This window comes from Streptomyces sp. NPDC051243, from assembly GCF_044455405.1.
In the GTDB taxonomy this organism is placed as follows: Bacteria; Actinomycetota; Actinomycetes; order Streptomycetales; family Streptomycetaceae; genus Streptomyces.
This window is the reverse complement of record NZ_JBITES010000002.1, coordinates 58,803-79,977: the sequence shown is the minus strand read 5'-3', so window position 1 is coordinate 79,977 and position 21,175 is coordinate 58,803. Positions and strand designations below refer to the sequence as shown.

Annotated in this window: 23 protein-coding genes; 16 read left to right on the top strand and 7 right to left on the bottom strand. The window is 69.9% G+C overall.

Features of this window, described 5'->3' with window-relative positions:
• Positions 1–6: 6 nt before the first annotated feature.
• Positions 7–876, bottom strand: a complete 870-nt coding sequence (locus tag ACIBAG_RS04105) for an alpha/beta hydrolase (protein WP_399100750.1) — start codon at positions 874–876, stop codon at positions 7–9.
• A 170-nt stretch (positions 877–1,046) separates the two neighbouring features.
• On the opposite strand from ACIBAG_RS04105, the gene ACIBAG_RS04100 reads away from it, so the two are divergent.
• The 9 genes from ACIBAG_RS04100 (at position 1,047) to ACIBAG_RS04060 (ending at position 8,961) form a co-directional block, all read left to right on the top strand.
• The gene (locus tag ACIBAG_RS04100; RefSeq protein WP_399100748.1) at positions 1,047–1,826 is read left to right on the top strand and encodes a winged-helix domain-containing protein; all 780 of its coding nucleotides are present in this window, start codon (positions 1,047–1,049) and stop codon (positions 1,824–1,826) included.
• Positions 1,827–1,952: 126 nt separating this feature from the next.
• Complete coding sequence (locus ACIBAG_RS04095) at positions 1,953–2,975, top strand: LacI family DNA-binding transcriptional regulator (RefSeq protein ID WP_031479129.1); 1,023 nt, start codon at positions 1,953–1,955, stop codon at positions 2,973–2,975.
• A gap of 169 nt (positions 2,976–3,144) precedes the next feature.
• A complete protein-coding gene (locus ACIBAG_RS04090; RefSeq protein ID WP_399100745.1) occupies positions 3,145–4,104 on the top strand; it encodes a serine hydrolase in 960 nt (319 codons plus the stop codon).
• A gap of 156 nt (positions 4,105–4,260) precedes the next feature.
• Positions 4,261–5,328: a S1C family serine protease gene (locus tag ACIBAG_RS04085; RefSeq protein WP_399100743.1), complete on the top strand. Its 1,068-nt coding sequence runs from the start codon at positions 4,261–4,263 to the stop codon at positions 5,326–5,328.
• Positions 5,329–5,339: 11 nt separating this feature from the next.
• Positions 5,340–5,528 (top strand): hypothetical protein, encoded by a 189-nt coding sequence (locus tag ACIBAG_RS04080; protein WP_399100741.1) that lies wholly within the window; start codon positions 5,340–5,342, stop codon positions 5,526–5,528.
• 81 nt (positions 5,529–5,609) lie between these two features.
• The gene (locus ACIBAG_RS04075) at positions 5,610–6,347 is read left to right on the top strand and encodes a response regulator transcription factor (protein ID WP_399100739.1); all 738 of its coding nucleotides are present in this window, start codon (positions 5,610–5,612) and stop codon (positions 6,345–6,347) included.
• Complete coding sequence (locus ACIBAG_RS04070) at positions 6,344–7,795, top strand: ATP-binding protein (protein ID WP_399100737.1); 1,452 nt, start codon at positions 6,344–6,346, stop codon at positions 7,793–7,795. Before ACIBAG_RS04075 ends, ACIBAG_RS04070 begins: the two co-directional genes overlap by 4 nt.
• Positions 7,796–7,844: 49 nt before the next feature.
• Complete coding sequence (locus tag ACIBAG_RS04065; protein ID WP_399100735.1) at positions 7,845–8,399, top strand: hypothetical protein; 555 nt, start codon at positions 7,845–7,847, stop codon at positions 8,397–8,399.
• Positions 8,400–8,430: 31 nt separating this feature from the next.
• The gene (locus tag ACIBAG_RS04060) at positions 8,431–8,961 is read left to right on the top strand and encodes an SUKH-4 family immunity protein (protein WP_399100733.1); all 531 of its coding nucleotides are present in this window, start codon (positions 8,431–8,433) and stop codon (positions 8,959–8,961) included.
• Between the two features lie 166 nt (positions 8,962–9,127).
• On the opposite strand, the gene ACIBAG_RS04055 is transcribed toward ACIBAG_RS04060, so the two are convergent.
• Both ACIBAG_RS04055 and ACIBAG_RS04050 read right to left on the bottom strand, forming a co-directional pair.
• Positions 9,128–9,442, bottom strand: a complete 315-nt coding sequence (locus ACIBAG_RS04055; RefSeq protein WP_399100731.1) for an ABC transporter permease — start codon at positions 9,440–9,442, stop codon at positions 9,128–9,130.
• A gap of 156 nt (positions 9,443–9,598) precedes the next feature.
• The gene (locus ACIBAG_RS04050; protein WP_399100729.1) at positions 9,599–11,362 is read right to left on the bottom strand and encodes an RICIN domain-containing protein; all 1,764 of its coding nucleotides are present in this window, start codon (positions 11,360–11,362) and stop codon (positions 9,599–9,601) included.
• A 291-nt stretch (positions 11,363–11,653) separates the two neighbouring features.
• Here ACIBAG_RS04050 and ACIBAG_RS04045 point away from each other — a divergent pair, with 291 nt between their 5' ends.
• Positions 11,654–12,415 carry a carbonic anhydrase gene (locus ACIBAG_RS04045; RefSeq protein ID WP_399100727.1) on the top strand — a complete coding sequence of 254 codons (762 nt, stop codon included), beginning with the start codon at positions 11,654–11,656 and terminating at the stop codon, positions 12,413–12,415.
• Positions 12,416–12,628: 213 nt separating this feature from the next.
• Here ACIBAG_RS04045 and ACIBAG_RS04040 read toward each other — a convergent pair whose 3' ends face one another.
• On the bottom strand, positions 12,629–13,867 hold the full coding sequence (locus tag ACIBAG_RS04040) for a DUF2993 domain-containing protein (RefSeq protein WP_399100725.1): 1,239 nt from the start codon (positions 13,865–13,867) through the stop codon (positions 12,629–12,631).
• A gap of 115 nt (positions 13,868–13,982) precedes the next feature.
• Complete coding sequence (locus ACIBAG_RS04035) at positions 13,983–15,806, bottom strand: bifunctional metallophosphatase/5'-nucleotidase (protein WP_399100723.1); 1,824 nt, start codon at positions 15,804–15,806, stop codon at positions 13,983–13,985.
• A gap of 225 nt (positions 15,807–16,031) precedes the next feature.
• Between ACIBAG_RS04035 and mshD the strand changes: the two genes are divergently transcribed.
• Positions 16,032–16,958: a mycothiol synthase gene (gene mshD / locus ACIBAG_RS04030; RefSeq protein ID WP_399100720.1), complete on the top strand. Its 927-nt coding sequence runs from the start codon at positions 16,032–16,034 to the stop codon at positions 16,956–16,958.
• A 51-nt stretch (positions 16,959–17,009) separates the two neighbouring features.
• Here the strand turns inward: mshD and ACIBAG_RS04025 are convergent, their stop codons facing one another.
• Both ACIBAG_RS04025 and ACIBAG_RS04020 read right to left on the bottom strand, forming a co-directional pair.
• Positions 17,010–17,705 carry a hypothetical protein gene (locus tag ACIBAG_RS04025; protein WP_399100718.1) on the bottom strand — a complete coding sequence of 232 codons (696 nt, stop codon included), beginning with the start codon at positions 17,703–17,705 and terminating at the stop codon, positions 17,010–17,012.
• A gap of 92 nt (positions 17,706–17,797) precedes the next feature.
• Positions 17,798–18,121: a hypothetical protein gene (locus ACIBAG_RS04020; RefSeq protein ID WP_399100716.1), complete on the bottom strand. Its 324-nt coding sequence runs from the start codon at positions 18,119–18,121 to the stop codon at positions 17,798–17,800.
• A 442-nt stretch (positions 18,122–18,563) separates the two neighbouring features.
• Here ACIBAG_RS04020 and ACIBAG_RS04015 point away from each other — a divergent pair, with 442 nt between their 5' ends.
• From ACIBAG_RS04015 to ACIBAG_RS03995, 5 genes are read left to right on the top strand one after another with little or no spacing between them, the layout of a single operon-like run.
• Positions 18,564–19,415: a helix-turn-helix domain-containing protein gene (locus ACIBAG_RS04015; protein ID WP_399101917.1), complete on the top strand. Its 852-nt coding sequence runs from the start codon at positions 18,564–18,566 to the stop codon at positions 19,413–19,415.
• Positions 19,399–19,602, top strand: coding sequence for a DUF397 domain-containing protein (locus ACIBAG_RS04010; protein WP_399100714.1), 204 nt, complete (start codon positions 19,399–19,401; stop codon positions 19,600–19,602). Before ACIBAG_RS04015 ends, ACIBAG_RS04010 begins: the two co-directional genes overlap by 17 nt.
• The gene (locus ACIBAG_RS04005) at positions 19,599–19,808 is read left to right on the top strand and encodes a DUF397 domain-containing protein (protein WP_399100711.1); all 210 of its coding nucleotides are present in this window, start codon (positions 19,599–19,601) and stop codon (positions 19,806–19,808) included. The genes ACIBAG_RS04010 and ACIBAG_RS04005 overlap by 4 nt, the downstream gene beginning before the upstream one ends.
• Positions 19,757–20,593, top strand: a complete 837-nt coding sequence (locus ACIBAG_RS04000; RefSeq protein ID WP_399100709.1) for an IS5 family transposase — start codon at positions 19,757–19,759, stop codon at positions 20,591–20,593. The genes ACIBAG_RS04005 and ACIBAG_RS04000 overlap by 52 nt, the downstream gene beginning before the upstream one ends.
• A gap of 10 nt (positions 20,594–20,603) precedes the next feature.
• Positions 20,604–21,041 carry an SMI1/KNR4 family protein gene (locus tag ACIBAG_RS03995; protein ID WP_399100707.1) on the top strand — a complete coding sequence of 146 codons (438 nt, stop codon included), beginning with the start codon at positions 20,604–20,606 and terminating at the stop codon, positions 21,039–21,041.
• Positions 21,042–21,175 lie beyond the last annotated feature (134 nt).

The window sequence follows — 21,175 nt, the reverse complement described above, 5'->3', positions numbered from 1 at the left end:
GTCAGGCTAGCCGCCCTGGGAGACGGCCCAGTGCCCGATGCGGTGCAGCAGCGCGTCGCCGGCCGCGTGCTCGGCGTGGCCCATGCCCGGCTCCAGCCAGAGTTCGCCGTGGTCACCGGCCGCCTGGGCCAGCATGCGGGGGTGGTCGAGGGGGAAGTAGCCGTCCCGGTCGCCGTGCACGATCAGCAGCGGGGTCGGGGCGATGCGGGGGACCGCCTCCACGGGGGACATCGGTACCGGACTCCACTCGCGGTGATGGATCCGGGTACGGAATCCGTAGCGTCCCACCAGACGTCCCTCGGGCCGGGTGACCAGCCAGTGCAGGCGGCGCATGCGGGGCGTGCCCCGGTAGTACCAGCGCGCCGGCGCGCTCACGGACACCACGGCGTCCGTACGCGCCCCGATCCCGTCGGCCTGGGCACCGCCGTCGCCGTGGATCGCCGCGTGCCGCAGCACCACCGAGCCGCCCATCGAGAAGCCGACGGTCACCACGCGCGCGTGCCCGAGTTCGCGCGCCCATCGCACCGCGGCCGCCAGGTCGAGCACCTCCCGGTCGCCGACCGTCGACCGCCCGCCCGACGCGCCGTGCCCCCGGAAGGAGAAGGTGACGACGGCTCCGTGCCGGGTGAAGGCCTCCGCGACGCGGCGGACGTGCGGCTTGTCGACGTCCCCGGTGAAGCCATGGGCGACGACGAACACCAGGTCACCGGCAGATGGACGGGAGGAGTCGTATACGACCGGACCCGGGTCGTATACGGAATCGATCGTCACACCGTCTTCGGTGTGCAGAAACGTCCGCAAAGGTGTACGTCTGGTCGTCTCAGAGTTCGGACGAACCGTCGATCGTGCCACATGACCTGCCGGACCAATGCTCATGTGGGCTATTCTGCTGGGCAGAGGACTCGGGCAGCGTAGCCCCCGGGTCCTTTTGTGCTTTCGGAAGCGTTGTATACGACGCGGGAAACCGCAGGTGTACGGGCCTTCGGGATCGCAGAGCAGTTCCGCACCGAACATGTCCTCGCAGGGACCGAGGAGGAACCAGACGTATGAGTTCTCTGCTGCTCCTGACCAATGCCCTCCAGCCGTCGACGGAGGTGCTCCCCGCACTCGGCCTGCTGCTGCACAACGTGCGGGTGGCGCCGGCGGAGGGACCCGCCCTCGTCGACACCCCCGGCGCCGACGTCATCCTCATCGACGGCCGGCGTGACCTGCCGCAGGTCCGCAGCCTGTGCCAGCTCCTGCGCTCGACCGGACCCGGTTGCCCGCTCATCCTCGTCGTCACCGAGGGCGGCCTCGCCGCCGTCACCGCCGACTGGGGCATCGACGACGTACTGCTCGACACCGCCGGCCCCGCGGAGGTGGAGGCCCGGCTCCGGCTCGCGATGGGCCGCCAGCAGATCGTCAACGACGACTCGCCCATGGAGATCCGCAACGGCGACCTGTCGGTCGACGAGGCGACCTACTCCGCGAAACTCAAGGGCCGCGTCCTCGACCTCACCTTCAAGGAGTTCGAGCTCCTGAAGTACCTCGCCCAGCACCCGGGCCGTGTCTTCACGCGCGCGCAGCTGCTGCAGGAGGTCTGGGGCTACGACTACTTCGGTGGCACCCGGACGGTCGACGTCCATGTACGACGACTGCGCGCCAAGCTCGGACCCGAGCACGAGTCACTCATCGGAACCGTACGGAACGTCGGTTATCGATTCGTTACTCCGGAGAAGATCGACCGGGCCGCCGAGGAGGCGAAGGCCAAGGCCGGCCGCGCAAAGCCGGAGGATGCGGACGAGGCGGACGCCCTGGACGGCGCCGAGGTCCCGGCCGAGGCCTAGAAAGGCACGGGGAACGCCCGGGCAGGGCGTCACCGGCGTCGCGTCGCACAGCGGGGTGACAGCCGGGCGACAGGGAAGCTCCTTCACGCCCTGCCCAGAGCGGGTCCATCCGCGTAGACTCCGCGCGTGGCCAAGGTGACTCGCGATGACGTCGCGCGACTGGCAGGGACCTCCACTGCCGTCGTCAGCTACGTCATCAACAACGGACCCCGGCCGGTCGCCCCGGCCACGCGCGAGCGTGTCCTCGCCGCGATCAAGGAGCTGGGTTACCGGCCCGACCGGGTCGCCCAGGCGATGGCCTCGCGGCGCACGGATCTCATAGGCCTGATCGTGCCGGACGCGCGCCAGCCCTTCTTCGGCGAGATGGCGCACGCGGTCGAGTGGGCCGCCGCCGAGCGCGGCAAGATGGTCCTCGTCGGCAACTCCGACTACGTCGGCGAGCGCGAGGTCCACTACCTGAGGGCATTCCTCGGAATGCGCGTCTCGGGGCTCATCCTCGTCTCCCACGCCCTGAACGACCTGGCCGCCGCCGAGATCGAGGCGTGGGACGCCCGGGTCGTGCTCCTCCACGAGCGGCCCGAGGCCATCGACGACGTCGCCGTCGTCACCGACGACCTCGGCGGCGCCCAGCTCGCCGTACGCCACCTGCTGGAGCACGGCTACGAGTACGTCGCCTGTATGGGCGGCACCGCGGAGACCCCGGCGGTCGGCGACCCGGTCTCCGACCACGTCGAGGGCTGGCGGCGGGCGATGGCCGAGGCGCGGATCCCGACCGAGGGGCGGCTGTTCGAGGCGCCGTACAACCGGTACGACGCCTATCGCATAGCGCTGGAGATCCTCTCCGGACCGAACCGCCCGCCCGCGATCTTCTGCTCCACCGACGACCAGGCCATCGGTGTGCTGCGGGCTGCGCGGGAGCTGCGGATCGATGTGCCGGGGGAGCTCGCGGTCGCCGGGTTCGACGACATCAAGGAAGCGGCGCTCGCGGATCCGCCGCTGACGACCATCGCGTCGGACCGGTCGGCGATGGCCCGGGCCGCGGTGGATCTGGTCCTGGACGACGGGCTGCGGGTGGCGGGGTCACGGCGTGAGCGCCTGAAGGTGTTTCCGTCGCGGCTCGTCGTGCGGCGGTCCTGTGGGTGCGCCTGAGACTTCGGGGTCTCGGTCGTTTCTTCCATTTCCGCCGTTTTCCCGGCTGTCCCGGCTGTCCCGGGTGTCAATCACCGCCTCCACGTCCGGCTTGTCCTATTTTCCTGATTGATCGCCTTTCTCTGACCACTCATCGCCGCTCCCCGGACACACCGAGGCCTGCCCTGCCATGCCCGACGGACCGAACCGGACGAACACGACGCGCGGCCTCCGGGCGTACGCGCTGAGGCTCTGCGCCGCCACCACGGTCGCGGCGTCGCTCACCGCGTGCTCCGCCACCGGCACGCCCCACGAGGCGCGGACGCCCCTGGTCCGGGCGAGTGCGCCGATCCCCGGACCGGAGGCACCGCCGCGCCAGAATCGCGGCGCGACCCTCGCGCGGGCGCTCAGGCCACTCCTTCCGGGCGGCGACACCCGGCTGGCGGTCGCGGTGCTCGACCTCGACAGCGCCAACCGGCAGATCGCGTCATACGGCAAGCGCGCGAGGTTCGAGACGGCGAGCATCATCAAGGTGGACATCCTCGCGACGCTGCTGCTGCAGGCGGCGGACGAGGACCGCGAGCTGACAGCCGCCGAGCGCCGCAACGCCGCGGAGATGATCCGCAGCAGCGACAACGACGCGACCAACGTCCTGTGGCGGGAGATCGGCGCAGCGGAAGGCCTCGACGCGGCGAACGAACGGCTGGGGCTCTCCTCGACCCGGGGCGGTCCCGGCATCCGCTGGGGCCTCACCCGCACCACGGCCACGGACCAGGTCCAGCTGCTGCGTGCGGTCTTCGCCCGAGGACCGGAGCGCTTCCCCCGCACGCGCGCAAGGCTCAGCCGGGAGTCCCGCGCCTACATCCGCAGCCTGATGGGCCGGATCGACCCCGACCAGGACTGGGGGATCTCCGCGGCCGGCTCCCCAGGCTCCCGTTGGGCCCTCAAGAACGGCTGGCTGCAGCGGCAGCCGACCGGCTTGTGGATCATCAACAGCGTCGGCCAGGTCACCGTGCACGGACACCGGTATCTGGTCTCGGTTCTCAGCGACGGCAACCCGACCATGGAGAGAGGGATCTCACTGGTCGAACGGGCGGCGAGAGCGGCGGTCGGCGCGGCCAGCACACACGTCCGCCCCTGGCCGCTGTAAGCGGACGTCAGGCGTCTCCCCGAGCCTTCTCTGAGAGACCTCTGAGAGACCCCGCCCAGCCCCCAGTACGGGCTTTATATCGGGCATACGAGCTTCTGCCGGGCTTCTCAGTCAGCACTCAGGAAGCTCTCATGGTCGGTCGACAAGCTCTTTTCCATGACCGAGAGCTTCCGCCGCAGCGGCGACTACGACAACCCGTACCAGGGCGCCCAGCAGCACGCCTCCTCCCCCGTGAACCCGGAGTGGCCGCCCCCGCCGGCGCACGAGCCGACGGTCCAGCCGGGCGGCGCCGCGGGCGCCCCAACCGCTCTCCTCACCGAGCCCGTCGCCCGGCCGCCGAAGTCGCGGCGCCGCAACCGCGGTCCCGTCGCCCTCCTGGCGGCCGTCGCGATCGTCGCCGCGGCGATCGGCGGCGGCACGGCGTACGGCATCCAGGAGCTGACCGGCAACGACACCGTCGCCGCGGCCGGCTCCACCAGCACCAACGTCGTCCCGTCCAGCCAGAAGGGCACGGTCTCCGGGGTCGCCAAGGCGGTCAGCCCGAGCATCGTCGAGATCAACGCCCAGTCCAACGCCGGGTCCTCCACCGGCTCCGGCGTGATCATCACCAGTGACGGCGAGATCATCACGAACAACCACGTCGTCTCCGGTGCCTCCCAGGTCAAGGTGACGACCAGCGACGGCAAGGAGTACACCGCCGAGGTCGTCGGCACCGACAGCAGCAAGGACCTCGCGCTGATCAAGCTGCGGAACGCGTCCGGCCTGACGGCGGCCACGCTCGGCGACTCCGACGGCGTCCAGGTCGGCGACGAGGTCGTGGCGATCGGCTCCCCCGAAGGCCTGACCGGCACGGTCACCAGCGGCATAGTCTCCGCGCTCGACCGTGACGTGACCGTCTCGACGGACGAGAGCCAGGGGCAGCAGCAACAGCAGGGCGGGGGCGGCGGTTGGCCGTTCGAGTTCGGCGGTCAGCAGTTCAACGGCGACACCGGGTCGTCGACGACGACGTACAAGGCGATACAGACGGACGCGTCCCTCAACCCCGGCAACTCCGGCGGCGCGCTGATCGACATGAACGGCAACATCATCGGCATCAACTCGGCGATGTACTCGGCCTCCGGCTCGAGCTCGTCCGACGCGGGCAGCGTGGGCCTCGGCTTCGCCATCCCGATCAACACCGTCAAGTCCGACCTCGCCAAGCTGCGCTCGGGCTCGCAGAACTGAAGGAGTGCGTGATGATCCAGCAGGTTGAGCACACCATGACCGGTATCGGCGCAGCCGACGTCGCACTGGCCCTCGCCATCGCCGGCGCCCTGCACGCGCCGACGGCCCCGTCCCGGGCGCCGGAGCTGGCGACCGCCGGCCTCGGCGCAGGCCGCAGGACCACCGCGACCCGCTCCCGCCGCCGTACCGTACGAGGCTGAGAGCATGCGAGGCTGAAAGCGTTCAAGCCCGCTCAGCCCTCGTCCCAGCCCCCTCCCACCGCACCCGAGGATCCCGAGCCCATGAGCCCCGCCGATGGCGACCGTGACCCCCAGCGCATCCTGATCGTCGACGACGAGCCGGCGGTGCGTGAAGCACTCCAGCGCAGCCTCGCCTTCGAGGGCTACGACACGGAGGTCGCGGTCGACGGCGCCGACGCCCTGGAGAAGGCGACCGCCTACCGGCCCGAGCTGGTGATCCTGGACATCCAGATGCCCCGCATGGACGGCCTCACCGCCGCACGACGTATCCGCGGCGCCGGCGACACGACGCCGATCCTCATGCTCACCGCCCGCGACACCGTCGGTGACCGTGTGACGGGACTGGACGCCGGGGCCGACGACTACCTGGTCAAGCCGTTCGAGCTGGACGAGCTGTTCGCCCGGGTCCGCGCGCTGCTGCGGCGCAGCTCCTACGCGGCGGCGGCCGGTGCGGGCCCGGCGGAGGAAGACGAGGCGCTGACCTTCGCCGACCTGCGCATGAACCTCGCGACGCGGGAGGTCACGCGGGGTGGGCGGCCGGTGGAGCTGACCCGTACGGAGTTCACGCTGCTGGAGATGTTCATGGCGCATCCGCGTCAGGTGCTGACCCGGGAGCAGATCCTGAAGGCGGTGTGGGGCTTCGACTTCGAGCCGTCGTCGAACTCCCTGGACGTGTACGTCATGTACCTGCGCCGCAAGACCGAGGCCGGTGGCGAGCCGCGGCTCGTGCACACGGTCCGGGGTGTGGGGTATGTGCTGCGGCAGGGCGGGGCGGAGTGAGCAAGGTCCTGCGCCGGTTCCGGTCGCTGCCGATCCGGTCGCGGCTGGCGCTGCTGGTGGCGGCGGCGGTGGCGTTCGCGGTGGCGGCGGTTTCGGTGACGTGCTGGTTCATCGTGCAGGGGAAGCTGTACGGCGAGCTCAACGACGACTTGGAGTCCGGAGTGCCTCGTGCGCTGCCGGAAGCACAGGTGGCGGCCGTTCTCGACACCTGCGCGCAGTCGCCGTCGCAGACGTTTCCCTTCGGCCGGGTCAAGGGCTACGCCCAGATCGTCGACACCAGTGGCAAGGCGTGCCTCTTCGGCAGCTCCACCGCCATGGTGAAGGTCGCCGACAGCGACAAGGACGTCGCCAAGAGCCCGGTGGTCGGCAACGGGACCATCCGAAACGGCAGCGACAGCGACGGTCACTCGGTCCGTGTGCTGACCACGGCGCTCGTCATCGACGGCGCTGAGGGCCGTTATGTGGCCAAGAACGCCGCCCTGCAGATCGCCGTCCCGCTGAAGGGGACCGAGTCCACCCTCAACGACCTCGCCCTCATCCTCCTCCTCGTCTCCGGCATCGGAGTGGTCGGCGCCGGAGCCGCCGGACTCGCAGTCGCCCGCGCGGGCCTACGTCCCGTGGACAAGCTCACAGAGGCGGTCGAGCACGTCGCACGCACCGAGGACCTGAACATCCGTATCCCGGTGGAAGACGAGGCCGAGGACGAGGTCGCCCGCCTCTCCCGCTCCTTCAACTCCATGACGTCGGCCCTGGCCAGCTCGCGCGAGCTCCAACAGCAGCTCATCGCCGACGCCGGGCACGAACTCCGTACGCCGTTGACCTCCCTCCGCACCAACATCGAACTCCTCACCCGCAGCGAGGAGACGGGCCGCCCCATCCCCGAGGCGGACCGCAAGGCACTCCTCGCCTCGGTGAAGGCGCAGATGACCGAACTGGCCGCCCTGATCGGCGACTTGCAGGAGCTGTCCCGTTCGGAGGGCCAGCGCGGCGAACGCGTCCAGGTGCTCTCCCTGGAGGACACGGTCGAGTCGGCCCTGCGCCGCGCCCGTCTCCGGGGCCCGGAGCTGACGATCAACGCCGACCTCCAGCCCTGGTACGTCCGCGCGGAACCGGCGGCGCTGGAGCGCGCGGTGGTCAACGTCCTCGACAACGCGGTGAAGTTCAGCCCGGAAGGCGGCGCGATCGAGGTCGCCCTGCACGAAGGCGTCCTCACCGTCCGCGACCACGGCCCCGGCATCCCCGCCGACGAACTCCCGCACGTCTTCGACCGCTTCTGGCGCTCCCCGAGCGCACGCGCCCTGCCGGGCTCGGGGCTTGGCCTGTCGATCGTGGCGCGTACGGTCGAGCAGGCGGGCGGGCAGGTGACGCTGGCCCGCGCGGAGGGCGGGGGCACGGTGGCGACGGTACGGCTGCCGGGGGCGGCTACCCCTCCGCCGGAGACGCCGTAGCCGCCTATGCCGTAGCCGCCTATGCCGTAGCCGCCTATAGGGTGGCCGGATGACCGGCGCGAGCCCTGCATCGTCCCGTCTGATCACGACGGTGGACGCTCTGCGGTTGGCACTGGCGGAGAGCCCTGACGTGCTCAGCTTCACGCTCGGCGGGACGATCGACGAAGAGACGGCGGCCGCCGCCGAGGCCGACGGGGTGCCGCGGGAGTTCCTGGACTTCTGCCGGGTGCTGGACGGCGTGAGCTGCGGGCCGAATGTGCAGCTCTTCGGCCTGGAGGAGGCCGAAGAGCACCAGTTCTACTGCGGGCCGGTGGTCGACTCCCCGCTGGAGCTGTCTCCGGAGAAGCTGTTCTGCATCGGGTTGATCGGCGACACACCGGTCTTCCTCGACCGCGCGGGCGGCGGTGTCCTCGGTATCCCGGACGAACATTGGGAGTGGGTCGACGCTGAGCGCTTCGAGCCGCTCGCACCGAGTGTTGAGGCGTACTTCCTGGAGCGCCTGGTCACTCCCGCCGAGTACGCACGGCTGGAGTCGATCGACGACGAGCTGTGGGAGTACAGCGATTGGCTGAAGCTGCTGCGACGGGCCGGTCTCACCGGCTGAACGTACAAAGTACGGGGGACGAAGAGGACGCATGGCCACCCATGACGAGATGACGGAGCTGTTCGGCGCGGGCCGCGTGGTCACGCTGGACCGCGCCGTCGCCGAGGAGCGCGGGCTGTCCGAGGCGGACGCGGAGGTGCTGTGCGACGTCGGTGTGCCCATGTTCGTCGACGTCCTGTTCACCCTCGACACCGCCGACGAGGGGCTCGACCCCTTCACCGTGGTGCCGGTGGCCGCGGGCCGCGAGGAGACCCGCATCCTCGTGCTGGGCGGACCGACCGACGACCCCGCGCTGCGGTACTGCCTCGACATGGAGCGCGGCTACGTGATCCTCATGTCGTTCGGCGAGGAACCGCAGGCCGAGATCGTGAACCGGACCCTCGCCGACTTCGTCGAGTTCCTGTACCGCTTCGCGCTGCGCACCGAGCACCTGGAGAACGCCGCGCCGCAGGACCGCGCCCCGTACACGGACAAGCTCGTCGAATACCTCCAGGCCCGCGACCGCTACGCGTTCGCTCAGCCGGACAGCTGGTGGTCGATGGTCTTCGAGCAGGTCGGCTGAGCGCTGCGGCGCCACGATCTGCGGATCTTCGGTCGTTCCCCGACCGCGCGGGCGGCGAGGTCATCGGCGCCCTGGAACTGGGCGCCGACTGAACCGCCGTACGGCCGCAACGGACGCGTGCACGACGAAGGGGAAGCAGAGGACCGCGCCGCCGGTGGCACGCCGGTCACGCCTCGTCCCAGCGGAACAGGGGGGCGGCGATCAGTGTCAGGACGGCGGCAAAGGCGAGCAGACCCGCGATGACGGGCAGGGCCGTGGACCAGCCTTCGCCTCGGGACAGTACGCCCTGCAACGCATCGCCGAGATGCTTGAGCGGCAGGATCTCCGACACCGTACGAAGCCACCGCGGCGCGGAGTCGAGCGGGGAGCCGGAGAGGAAGGAGCCGGAGAGGAAGGCCATCGGGAGGACGACGAGCTGGGCCATCCCATTGGCGGCCTCCTCGGTCTTGGCCCGGGCGCCGACGACCAGTCCTATGGACATAAAGGCCAGCGTGCCGTGCGCTTCGCGCTCACGCGTGCCACGGAGTCCCTGGAGGACGTACTCCGCATCGCGGTCAGCCGCGGTGAGCGCTGCTGAACGGCGAGGCGGGCCGCGACGGCCCCATCGAAGAGATGGGGCCGCATGCACGCCTGGCGCCTACTTGAGCGGTGTACGGCCCGAGTTGTGATACGCGATCGTCTTGCGGATCAGGTTTCCGCCGTCGGTCTCGGGCGTCGTCTGCTCCGTCCACCCCGCACCGAACAGCAGGCCGGCGACATGGGCGTCCGCCACCTGGTCCATGTGCGCGAACAGCCAGTCCACCTTGTCGTCCTTGTAGTGGTCGGGCGTGTTGTTCTGCGCCATGTTGCCCACGGGGATCTGCCACAGGACCACCGGCTTGCCCACGGACTCGGCCATCGTCTTCCAGAACTTCAGCGCGGCGGTGGCCTTCTGGTCGGTCCAGAAGGTGTCACGGCTGCCGTGGGCCGGCAGTGCGTACCAGCCCGCGTCGCGGTCCGAGACGTCGGTGACCAAGAAGTCGGCGTTCTTCGCCCCGAGGTCCGCGTAGTCCTTGACGCACTTCTGGACGTCGGTCTCCCAGTCGAAGCAGGAGAGGTGCAGCCCCACGGCGGCGTTCGGCGCGTACTTGTGCGCCATCGAGATCAGGCACTGGGCGAGTCCGGCGGCGCTGTTCTCCTGCGATCCGCAATCCGTCGGATTCGCGCTCGAGACCTGCGCGGGAACCTGGTGCAGATTGCCGAGCGTCCGGGCGAAGCCCCAGAAGTCGGGCTCAAGGTCGATCGCGTCGTGCGACTTGCCGATCTTCTGGAGGAAGAAACGGTAGTCGTTCAGGTACCGGGTGAGCAGGTCACGCCGGTTGATGGCCTTGACCTCGCCCGGGCCGTCGCCCTCGCCTGCCGCATCCCCGAGGTCGCGCAACGAGTACCAGGTCCAGAGCATCTTCTGCGGACGCGGGCTGCCCTTGTACGTCGCCTCGGCCGCCACCCTGTCCCGCCAGGTCACGTAAGTGCCGGGCGCCGTGGTGCTGCCGTTCCAACAGCCCCACCAGCTCGACCACTCGTCCTTGCAGCGCGCGGCCGTGTAGTAGTCCGACGAGGGCGCGGGCTGGCTGTGCACATAGGCGTAGCGCATGTCGAACGGCGCGGCGTTCGCCGAGGCGTCAGTCATCGAGCCGCCGATGAGCACCGTGTCACTGCCCATGAAACGCTTCGTCGACGTGCCGTTGGTGGGGGCCGGAGACGCCGACGGCGACGCCGGGCGGGTGCCGCTCGGAGCCGGGCTCGCCGGAGCGCTGCCGCCGGGCGTGGGCGTGCTGCCAGAGTTCCCCGGGTTCCCGGTGCCGCCGACGCTACCGGCCGGAACGAGCTTCCATTGCTGGTTGGCGCCGCCCCGGTCGCGGTTCTGGACGATGTCGCCCCCGTTGGCCTTGGTGGCGTCCTTGACACCGACAGCCATGCCGCTGAAGCGATTGACCAGACGCACGTAGCCGTTCGACGACTTGGCCAGTTTGAACTGCTGGTTGGTGCCGTTCAGGTCTTTCCACTGCACGATGGCGGAGCCGGCGGTCTTCGACCAGCCGAGGTCGTCCAGCACCTTGCCCGAGGTCCGGTTCTGCAGCCGGTAGTAACCGTCACCCGAGTCGATGAACCGCCACTGCTGGTTGGCCCCGCCGTGACGGCTCCACTGCACCATCGCCGCGCCGTCGTTCTTGGCGGAGCCGCGGTCGTCCAGCACCTTGCCGCTGTTGCGGTTGACCAGCACGTACCACTTCTTCAGATCCGGGGTCTTTTTCTGATCTGCCGAAGCCTGGGTGACCACGACAGCAGAGCCGGCCACGACCACCATGGCGAGACCCGCCCAGAGACCCCGACGCGCGAACAGCCGACGGCTACGGTGCATCGGGCCTCTACCGCGGGCGCCGCCGTCGGTACGGTGACGTCTGTGCTCCCGTTCAAGGGACATGCCTGCGCTCTCTTTCAGCCGTTGCTCTGACCGGACCACCTGGCCGGACACCACTGAGTGGTCCGAGAGGCCGAAAAGGTTGCCGCGAAGATCCGACTTCTTGAAAGGTCAAGAAAGGCGTGGGAGAACGCCAAGGACGGACCAAGCTCCGGCCAGGAATCTCCCGCGCCCGGCCATGATTCAGTAACGCGAACGTTCGCCGCCGAATTCGGGCATACGTTCCTCTGCGTGAACTCCGACAGAGGTGCCGGCACCAAGCCGGCCATATCCACCTTCGCCCGGCGCGCACTCCTTCGCGCCGGGCTGACGGGGGCGGCGGCCCTGGGCGCCGCGACCACCCTCGGCTCGACCCCCGCCTCCGCCGCTCCGGCGGCTCCCGCTGCTCCGGCCGCCGCCACCCGTCGCCGGCCCAGCACCCCCGAGGAAGCCCTCCGGGAACTCGCGGCCGGCAACCAGCGCTGGCGCACCTACTGTGAGCGGCACCCCGACGAATCGCCCGCCGTGCGGCAGGCCCTGACGTCGGGTCAGCACCCCTTCGCCGTCGTCCTCGGCTGCATCGACTCCCGGGTGCCGCCGGAGCTGGTCTTCGACCAGGGCCTCGGCGACCTGATGACCGTGCGCAGCGCCGGTGAGGTCCTGGACGAGGCCGTGCTCGGCAGCGTCGCGTACGGCGTGCTGGAACTGGACATCCCGCTGGTCCTGGTGCTCGGGCACCAGTCGTGCGGTGCGGTGAAGGCGGCTGTCGCCGCGGAGGAGTCCGGTGAGCGGCTGCCCGCGCACATCCAGTACATCGCCGACCAGATAGCGCCGAACATAGACCACACCGTGGAGGGCGACGCCCGCGTCGACTCCACGATCGACGCCAACGTACGGGCCGTCCGCGCCCACCTCGCAGCGGAGCCGGACCTCGCCGCGAAGGTGGCCTCCGGCAAGCTGGCCATCGTCGGCGCCCGCTACGAGCTGACGACTCAGCGCGTCCACCGGGTCTGACGACCGCGAGCGGTGGGAGTACCCGGCATGCCCGGCGCCAGTGGAAGCCGAGCATGCCGGGGGAGTCGACGTCGACGGTGACCACGCCCAGATGTCGACGGTGACCACGCCCAGATGTCGACGGTGACCACGCCCAGAGGCCCCCTGAGGGTGGTTCTGTTCCCGGCCGGTGATGCTGTGCGGGGTGACCGACTTCCCGGGGTGCGACAGGTGTCAGCGGGAGCGCCCGACCGTCAGCCCGGCCCCCTCCAACCGCACCCTGATCCCGTCCTCCTCCACCCGCACATCCCGCAGCCGCAGTTGCCCGCTGGGCGGCTCGGGCAGCCGGAAGCCCAGGGACAGCTGGTCGGCGAGGACCGGGCGGGTGAGGCGGGGCAGGGCGTCGAGGAGGGCGGGGTCGAAGCCGAGCCGTTTGAGCAGCGCGGGGTGTTCGAGGGCCAGGTCGACGAGGTTGAGCTGCATCGCGCGGTGGGCGAAGCGCGGGGTGCCGGTCAGCTCGCTGAGCTTGGACTCGTTGCGCAGGGCCTCGCGAACGACAGAGTCGGGGACCCCGAGCCGCCGGACGACCGACGGGATCGACAGCAGTGCCTTCGCCTTGCGGGTCTCGTGGGCGAGGCGGGTCACCGACTGCCGGCTCAGATGCAGGCCCTCCGAGGCGCGGACGCCGGGCCGGTACGTGGCCAGGTCACCTATCTCCAGGCGCATTCCGCCGATGTGCGTCGCGATGCCGCGGTCGCCGTCGCGCAGGATGCGGGCCTCCGCACGCACCCGCAGATCGTGCCCGGCGACCGGCAGCGTGCCGCGCGCCAGGACCCGGTCGCGGCCCTCGCCCGTGAACGTGACCTGGGACGCGCCGAGTTCACGGTTCAGGTCGGCGAAGGAGAGCAGGACGTCGCCCTCCAGCTCCGGGACGTCGGCGCCGCGCACCGACCCGGGGCCGTCGGTGTCCAGTCGTACGCCTCTCGCGGTCGCCGTCACCTGGGCGAGGGAGACCCGGTCGGCGGCCACGTCGGGCACGGTCACCTTGACCGAGTCCAGCCGCTCGTCGGCGAGTTGGGTGAGGAAGGGGAAGCCGCCGATCTCGACTTCGGGGGCCGCCGCCAGATTCAGGCGGTCCTTGAGGGTGTCCGCCGCTCTGCGCTCGGCGTACAGCAGGGCCCAGCGGTCGGCGAGGGCGAGGAAGGCGGCGAGAACGACGAGACCGACCACGGCCTTCAGCGCGAGCGGCAGGCCCGCGAACCGGCCTCTCCGCCTGCGCCGGCCGTTACGGCGGTGGTTGGGCGGGGCCCAGGGGTCGTCCTGGGCCTCCGCCTCTTCCCGCTCGTCCTGCCGGTCCTCGTGGAAGAACTCCTCCAGCGGACCGTCGTCCAGTCTGCCGACGTCGTCCAGTCTGCCGAGTTCCTCGTACGGGTTTGTATAGGGATGCGTCGTTATGTGGTGGGGGGAACGCATCGGCCCATCCGACCATGCGCACGCCCCCCACCCGCAACCTCTACCGGAGGTTTGCGATCTAGTTCACGCCACTTCACCAAGTAGTGCGTTGAACTACTTCACGACCGTGATCGGACTACTTCACGACCGTGATCCGGTTCGCAGCCGGCGGCGCGATCGGGTTGGCGGCCGAGGAGTTGGCCGTCAGGTACTTCTCCAGCGCCGTCAGGTCGTCCGAGCCGACCAGGTCGTTGGTGCCCTGGCCCAGCGTCGGGAAGCCGTCGCCGCCGCCCGCGAGGAAGCTGTTGGTGGCGACGCGGTAGGTGGCCGTCGGGTTGATGGCCTCGCCGTTCAGCTTGATCGAGTCGGAGACGACCCGGTCGGCGCCCGTCTTCGTCAGGTCCAGCGTGTAGGTCAGACCGGACGACACCTGGAGGATCTTCGGGGAGGCCGCGTTCGTGCCGCTCACCTGCTCCTTGAGCACCTGGACGAGCTGCGCGCCGGTGAAGTCCTGGAGGTTCACCGTGTTGGAGAACGGCTGCACCGTGAAGCCCTCGGCGTACGTCACCACACCGTCGCCCTCACTGCCCTTGGCCGCGTAGGTCAGCGGTGCCCGGATACCGCCCGGGTTCATCAGCGCCAGGTCCGTCTCCGGGTCCAGCTCCTTGCCGTGCGCGAGCTGCGCGTCCGCGATCAGGTCGCCGATCGGGGACTCGGTACCGGTGTTGGAGATGTCGCCGGATATGTAGCCGATGGCGCGGTTGCCGATGGGCGCCGCGAGGGTGTTCCACTTGCTGATCAGCTCGGTCATGTCGGGCGCCTTGGGGACGTCCCGGGTGACCACGCGGTTCGCCGACTTCACGGACGTACGGGCGATGTCGCCGGTGAAGCGGTCGTACGTGAGCGTCGTGTCCGTGTAGAGACGGCCGAAGGACGCGGCCGAGGTGACCATGCGGGGCTTGCCCGACGGGTCGGCGATCGAGCAGACGTACGCCGCGTGCGTGTGGCCGGTGACCAGCGCGTCGACCTGCGGGGTGATGTTCTTGGCGATGTCGACGATCGGGCCGGAGATGCCGTCGCCCGCGCCCGGCGCGTCGCAGTCGTAGTTGTACGCGGACGAGGCCGGGGCCCCGCCCTCGTGGATGAGGGCCACGATCGACTTCACGCCCTGGCGCTGGAGCGCCTTGGCGTACTTGTTGATCGTCTCGACCTCGTCCTTGAACTTCAGGCCCTTGACGCCCTCGGCGGAGACGACGCCCGGAGTGTCCTCCAGGGTGACGCCGATGAAGCCGATCTTGACGTCCCGCTTCTTCCACACCCAGTAGGGCTTGAGGATCGGCTTGCCGGTCTTCTCGTCCAGGACGTTCGCGGCGAGATACGGGAAGTCGGCGCCCTCGAACTCCTCGCCCTCGACGTAACAGCCGGCGGTCGGGTGGCAGCCGCCGTTCTGCAGGCGGGCCAGTTCCCTGGCGCCCTCGTCGAACTCGTGGTTGCCGACCGAGGTGACGTCCAGGTCGAGCTTGTTCAGCGCCTCGATGGTGGGCTCGTCGTGGAAGAGACCGGAGATGAGCGGGGAGGCGCCCACCATGTCACCACCAGCGGCGGTGATGGAGTACTTCTTGCCCTCGCGGGCCTTACGCAGGTGCGTGGCGAGGTACTCGACGCCGCCCGTCCCCTCGATGGTCTTCGTCGAGCCGTCCGGCTGCACCTCGGTGAGCCGGCCGGAGGAACCGGCGGGCGGCTCCAGGTTGCCGTGCAGGTCGTTGAAGGACAGCAGCTGGACGTCCTGGTAGCGGCTGTACGGGTAATCGCCACCGTGCTTGGCGGAGGCCTCCTCCGCCGTCGCCGTCGCGGGAAGCGCCGCGGCCAGCGCACCCGCGGTGGCGAGACCGGCGGCTCCGGCGAGGAGAAGGTGAGTACGGCGTCTACGGCGCTGGTGCGCGCGTGACTCGGCTGGCATACGCCCCCCTGTGGGTCGAAAGTGACATGGCCCCGTCGGGCCGCAGCCTAGAGTCAACGCGCGTAGCGCGACAGAGGTTCATGGTTACTTTCTGGTTTCCCTTTGCCTGTACCTTTGCCGGTCCCTTGCCTGAACCTTTGCCGGCCGCCCTGCCTGAGCCGTGGCCGCCCCCGCGCCTGAGCCGTTGCCGCCACATTGCCGGGCACGCCCTTTACCCTCGTACGCATGACCAGCGACGACAGCGCACGCCCCCTCCCCACCCGCTCCATCGAGACCCGCTCCGCGCTCTCCCCGGAACGGACCGAGGCCGTACTGGAGCTGCTGGCGGAGGCCGCCCGGAACGACGGGCAGCAGGCGGTGTCCGAGCAGGGCCGGCTGCAACTGCGCGGCGGGGAACGCGAGGGCGTGTCGCATCTGCTGCTCACGGTCGCCGGCGAACTCGTCGGCTACGCCCAACTGGAGGACACCGACCCGGTGGAGGCCCCGGCCGCCGAACTGGTCGTCCACCCCGCGCACCGCGGTCACGGCCACGGCCGCGCGCTCGGCTCGGCCCTGCTCGCCGCCTCCGGCAAGCGGCTGCGGGTGTGGGCCCACGGCGGCCACGCCGCCGCCCGGCACCTCTCCCAGGTGCTCGGCCTCACCCTCTTCCGCGAACTCCGCCAGATGCGCCGCTCGCTGGCGGACCTCAACCTGCCGGACCCGGTGCTCCCCCAGGGCGTGACGGTCCGCGCCTTCGTGCCCGGCCAGGACGACGCGGCCTGGCTCGACGCGAACGCCGCCGCGTTCGCCCACCACCCCGAACAGGGCTCCCTGACCCAGCGCGACCTCGACGACCGCAAGGCCGAGCCGTGGTTCGACCCGGCCGGCTTCTTCCTGGCGGAGCGGGAGGGCGAGCTCATCGGCTTCCACTGGACGAAGGTCCACGCGGAGGAGGGACTCGGCGAGGTGTACGTCCTCGGCGTACGGCCGGGAGCGCAGGGCGGCGGCCTGGGCAAGGCGCTGACGACGATCGGACTGCGGCATCTTGCGGCACAGGGGCTGCCGACGGCGATGCTGTACGTCGATGCCGACAACAAGGCGGCGGTTTCGGTGTACGAGCGGCTGGGGTTCGTGACGTACGAGACGGACCTCATGTACCGGACGGAGACGTGAGGGTCGGGGACGTGAGGGTCGGGGACGTGAGAGCCGTGGCCGTGAGAGTCGTCACCGCACGACCGGCCGGGCACGTACGACCAGTACGTCCAACGCCAGCTCGTCATCCCGGATGTCCAGCCCCGCCCACATGGCCTGTGCCGCCAGCAGGTTGAACGCCCGCTGCGGCGCGCACACCACATCGGTCGCGCCCCCGCTCACCAGTCGCTCCGCCACCACCCGGGCGGCCGCCTCGGCATCGGCGGCGTGCTGACCGAGGACGGTGGCCACCGGCTTCCCGGCCCCTGACACGAAGGCCTCCACGAGGAGCAGTCGCGCGGCACCCCGCCTCCAGCGCGGGACCTGAGTCGTGACCGACAGCCCGCTCACCCTCCGCCCCAGCTCGGCGAGCATCCACGCGCCCTGCACGAGCCCCGTCCCGAGCGCCCTGGCCCCCGCACTCGCGGACCAGGGCCGGTTCCCCTCCCCGGCACGCCCCTTGCCCAGCAGCGCCCAGTCCCCCGGCACGGGCACGGCCATCGGCGCCTCCAGCGCGAGCACCGCCCGCCCACCGCTCCCCAACGCCTCAGCGACCGCCTCGACCGCCGTCGCCGGGTCACTCCCGTACCCGGCGAGCGCCTCCGGCAACGGGCCCGTGTCCCCCGGCACGTCGACGGCCGCCCAGGCGAAGGAACCCGTTCGTACGGAGCCGATGTCGACGGCGACCACTCGTAGGTCTCGCGGGGCTCGGAGTCCGGTCGATGTCACGGACGGCTCCTCTTCTCCGGCTGAGGTGAGACGTGAAGGCCGGAGATCCACGGTAGAACGCGAGAGGGGGCCGGCGACGATGCATGGCCGCGTCACCTGTCCGCTGCCTCGATGCGCTCACCACGGCTGACCGCGATGCGGAGTACGTCCGCGAGGGACTCGGTGGCCCGCGTGAGCGCGAACCTCACCGCACGCTCGCCCGCCTTGGCGTCGGCCAGGACGGCTCGTGAGCCGGTCAGGACCTGTTCGCCGGAGTGGAGCTGGGCCGCCTCGATGTCGTCGGCGAGCCGGGAGAGCCTGCTGTGGTCGCCGTCGGTGCTGAGGTAGCAGGGTTTGCCGTCGGCGGCGGTCCAGGGGAGAAGGCGGAGTGCGCAGGTGTCCGGTGCGGCGAGTGGTTCTTCGGTACGGCGGCTCATGCGGGCGTCTTCTCTCCGTGGACAGGGCGCGGGGGTGCGTCGATGCCGTAGGCGGCGATCCAGTGGGCGCGGCGGCGTTGGAGGATGCGTTCGCGCTCGCAAGGGCAGATGCGGGCGGGGCGGTGGGGAGACGGGTTCAACGGCCGGTGACTGGTAGGGAGTTGGGGCGGGGCGGCTCGGTGTCGGCCTCCCTGATGCGGCAGCAGCGCTCGTAAGAGTGCAATCAGTAGCGATTCGATGAGTCGGGCGGTACGTTCGCGCATGTCGGCGTTCCTGGTTCCTTGTCAGCGTCGGCCACGCCCCCGGGCCGAGGTGCATCGGCCGCGGGGGTTTTGGCATGGCAGGGGCCTGACGAGCGGTGATTACCGTTCGTGCCCTGATCGTCACAGGTGCGGCGTACGCTGCGGAAGAGGTTCGGTGTTGTCTGGCGCGCCAGACAACGGTGAAGGGTGACACGGGCGAAGTGGTTGACGTGGAGCGGGAGTCGGGGCGGGCTGTGCTGGGGCGGACGCTGAAATTCCTTCGGGAGAAGGCGGGGAAGTCGCTGGGGCAGTTGGCCGAGGAGACCAGGTACGAGAAGAGCTATCTGAGTCGGCTGGAGTCGGGTGAGCGGCTGTCCAAGGTGACCGTCATGGAGGACCTGGACGGGTATTACGGGGCCGGTGACCTGCTGGTTCGGCACTGGCGGGCGGCGCGGTTGGACGCGTTCCAGGATCAGTACAAGCGGTTCATGGAGCTGGAGGCGACGGCGCGGATCATGTGGTTGTTCACGCCAGTTGTGCCCGGGCTGCTGCAGACCGAGGACTTCGCGCGAGAGGTGTTGTCTGGGGCCCAGACAACGGCGGACGGCGACGAGTGGGTGGAGGAACAAGTAGCGGCGCGCCTGGGGCGGCAGTACCTACTGCGGCAAGAACCGCAGCCGGACGTGCGCATCATCCTGGACGAGACTGCGCTCCGGCGTCCCGCCGCCGGCTACCAGACCTGGCTTGATCAGCTGGTTCGTCTGGAAGAAGCCGCGATGGAGCCCAACATGACGCTTCAGGTACTGCCCTTCTCCGCAGGAGTGCACCACCATATGACCGGCTCGCTGACGTTGCTGTGGCAGCCCGACGCAAGTGCCGTTGCCTACAAGGAAGGCAACGAATGCAGTCGGCTGATCGAGGATCCGGACCAGGTCCTTCGGGACCGACTGTCCTACGATCGGCTGCGCGACCTGGCGTTGCCCCCGTCGGACTCGCTGAAGTTCATCAGGGCCGTACTGAAGGAGCACCGGCATCATGAAGCACACCCCTGACCTCACCGCCGCCGTGTGGCGCAAGTCGAGCTACAGCGCTGGCGGAGCCAACGACTGCGTCGAGGTCGCCGACAGCTACCCCGGCGTCGTCCCCGTCCGAGACAGCAAGATCCCGGCTGGCCATGCGCTGATCTTCGGGGCGTCCTCCTGGTCCGCCTTCGTGCAAGGCGTGAAGGCCCCCGCGTGACCCTCGACCTCACCGCCGCTGCGTGGCGCAAGTCGTCCTACAGCGCCGGGGGCGGCACGAACTGCGTCGAGGTCGCCGACTCCTACCTGGGCATCGTCCCTGTCCGCGACAGCAAGCTCCCGGACGGACCAGTCGTCGTGTTCGGGTCAGCCCCATGGGCGTCATTTCTGAGGACGCTTCGGGCCGGCAGCTCGACGCACCGGTGAGCGCCGACCTACCAGCCTTCCGCTACCACCCCGACCCGCTCGCCAGCGGGTCCATCCGCGAGAGCACCGAGACATGCGTGTGCTGCCACCGCGCCATGGGATGGATCTACACCGGGTCCTTCTACACCGCCCAGAATGTCAACGGCCGCTTCTGCCCCTGGTGCATCGCGGATGGCAGCGCCGCGGAACGATTCGCAGGTGAATTCACCGACGCCTACGGACTCGAAGGCGTCAGCGAGGCGACCCTGCACGAGGTCACCCGCCCCACCCCCGGCTTCCACGCCTGGCAGGATCCGCACTGGCTCGTCCACTGCCACGGGCCGAATCCGACCGATCGCGGCAAGCTCGGATCGAAGATCCATGTCATCTGTGACCGTACCGGCCTGCCGATCTCGGTGGGCATCTCGGGTGCCAACCCGCATGACAGTCAAGCCTGTGTTCCGTTGATGCGTGGCATCCCGCCGATCCACTCCCGATCGGGCCCGCGGCGTCGCCGCCCGGCCAAGCTGCACGCGGACAAGGGAAACGACTTCGACCACCTGCGCGGATGGCTACGGCGCCGTCAGATCGTGCCGCCCATCGCCCGGCGAGGCATCGAGCCGTCCGGACGCCTGGGCCGGCACCGCTGGGTGGTTGAGCGCACGATGTCCTGGCTGAACGGCTGCCGTCGCTTGCACCGCCGCTACGAACGCAAGGCCGAGCACTTCCTGGCCTTCGTTGGCATCGCCAGCACGCTCATCTGCTACCGCCGGTGTAGTACAGGCGCCCTGCAGGTGGTTGGCTAAGCTCCGGATCATGTGGAGAGAAGCAGCGACAGCCGTCTTTCCCGGCGTGGGTTTCCGTGAACCAGCGCAGGCTCCCGAACTCGCCGCGGCGGAGAAGCAACTCAGGCGAACGCTGCCGGCAGAGCTTCGGCAATTGCTCCTCGAGAGCAACGGGGTAATCGGCCACACGCACGTGGCCACCGTCTGGCCCATCAATCAGATCGTCCAGACGAACCTTCACTTCTGGTCCGACCAGGCGTTCGCGCAGCTCTACATGCCGTTCACCCCCTTCCTCTTCTTCGGAGACAACGGGGGCGGTGACCAGTTCGCCTTCGTGCAGACGCCCGAGCGTCCCGACATCTTCGTCTGGGAACACGAGAGCGACAGTCGTCGATGGGTCGCCAACAATCTGCAGGACTACCTCAGTCGCGCGCTACGAGACGGCGGCGACGGCTGGTATCAGCTGTAACGCGGCAGCCCCCATCGCGTATCAGGCACCAGTCAAGACATCGTCTGCTGCCGGCCTGGCAAAAAGGCAGTCCAGCCGATCGTGCCGCTGAACGACAAGTCGGACGGCGACGGCTGCCATGGCGGGGCTGATCC

What these genes read in the sequence shown, in the direction of transcription:
- ACIBAG_RS04105 (WP_399100750.1), bottom strand. Translation starts at nt 876, where the DNA reads ATGAGCATTGGTCCGGCAGGTCATGTGGCACGATCGACGGTTCGTCCG.
- ACIBAG_RS04100 (WP_399100748.1), top strand. Translation starts at nt 1,047, where the DNA reads ATGAGTTCTCTGCTGCTCCTGACCAATGCCCTCCAGCCGTCGACGGAG.
- ACIBAG_RS04090 (WP_399100745.1), top strand. Translation starts at nt 3,145, where the DNA reads ATGCCCGACGGACCGAACCGGACGAACACGACGCGCGGCCTCCGGGCG.
- ACIBAG_RS04085 (WP_399100743.1), top strand. Translation starts at nt 4,261, where the DNA reads ATGACCGAGAGCTTCCGCCGCAGCGGCGACTACGACAACCCGTACCAG.
- ACIBAG_RS04080 (WP_399100741.1), top strand. Translation starts at nt 5,340, where the DNA reads ATGATCCAGCAGGTTGAGCACACCATGACCGGTATCGGCGCAGCCGAC.
- ACIBAG_RS04075 (WP_399100739.1), top strand. Translation starts at nt 5,610, where the DNA reads ATGAGCCCCGCCGATGGCGACCGTGACCCCCAGCGCATCCTGATCGTC.
- ACIBAG_RS04065 (WP_399100735.1), top strand. Translation starts at nt 7,845, where the DNA reads ATGACCGGCGCGAGCCCTGCATCGTCCCGTCTGATCACGACGGTGGAC.
- ACIBAG_RS04060 (WP_399100733.1), top strand. Translation starts at nt 8,431, where the DNA reads ATGGCCACCCATGACGAGATGACGGAGCTGTTCGGCGCGGGCCGCGTG.
- ACIBAG_RS04055 (WP_399100731.1), bottom strand. Translation starts at nt 9,442, where the DNA reads ATGTCCATAGGACTGGTCGTCGGCGCCCGGGCCAAGACCGAGGAGGCC.
- ACIBAG_RS04050 (WP_399100729.1), bottom strand. Translation starts at nt 11,362, where the DNA reads ATGCACCGTAGCCGTCGGCTGTTCGCGCGTCGGGGTCTCTGGGCGGGT.
- ACIBAG_RS04040 (WP_399100725.1), bottom strand. Translation starts at nt 13,867, where the DNA reads ATGCGTTCCCCCCACCACATAACGACGCATCCCTATACAAACCCGTAC.
- ACIBAG_RS04035 (WP_399100723.1), bottom strand. Translation starts at nt 15,806, where the DNA reads ATGCCAGCCGAGTCACGCGCGCACCAGCGCCGTAGACGCCGTACTCAC.
- mshD (WP_399100720.1), top strand. Translation starts at nt 16,032, where the DNA reads ATGACCAGCGACGACAGCGCACGCCCCCTCCCCACCCGCTCCATCGAG.
- ACIBAG_RS04020 (WP_399100716.1), bottom strand. Translation starts at nt 18,121, where the DNA reads ATGAGCCGCCGTACCGAAGAACCACTCGCCGCACCGGACACCTGCGCA.
- ACIBAG_RS04010 (WP_399100714.1), top strand. Translation starts at nt 19,399, where the DNA reads ATGAAGCACACCCCTGACCTCACCGCCGCCGTGTGGCGCAAGTCGAGC.
- ACIBAG_RS04000 (WP_399100709.1), top strand. Translation starts at nt 19,757, where the DNA reads ATGGGCGTCATTTCTGAGGACGCTTCGGGCCGGCAGCTCGACGCACCG.
- ACIBAG_RS03995 (WP_399100707.1), top strand. Translation starts at nt 20,604, where the DNA reads ATGTGGAGAGAAGCAGCGACAGCCGTCTTTCCCGGCGTGGGTTTCCGT.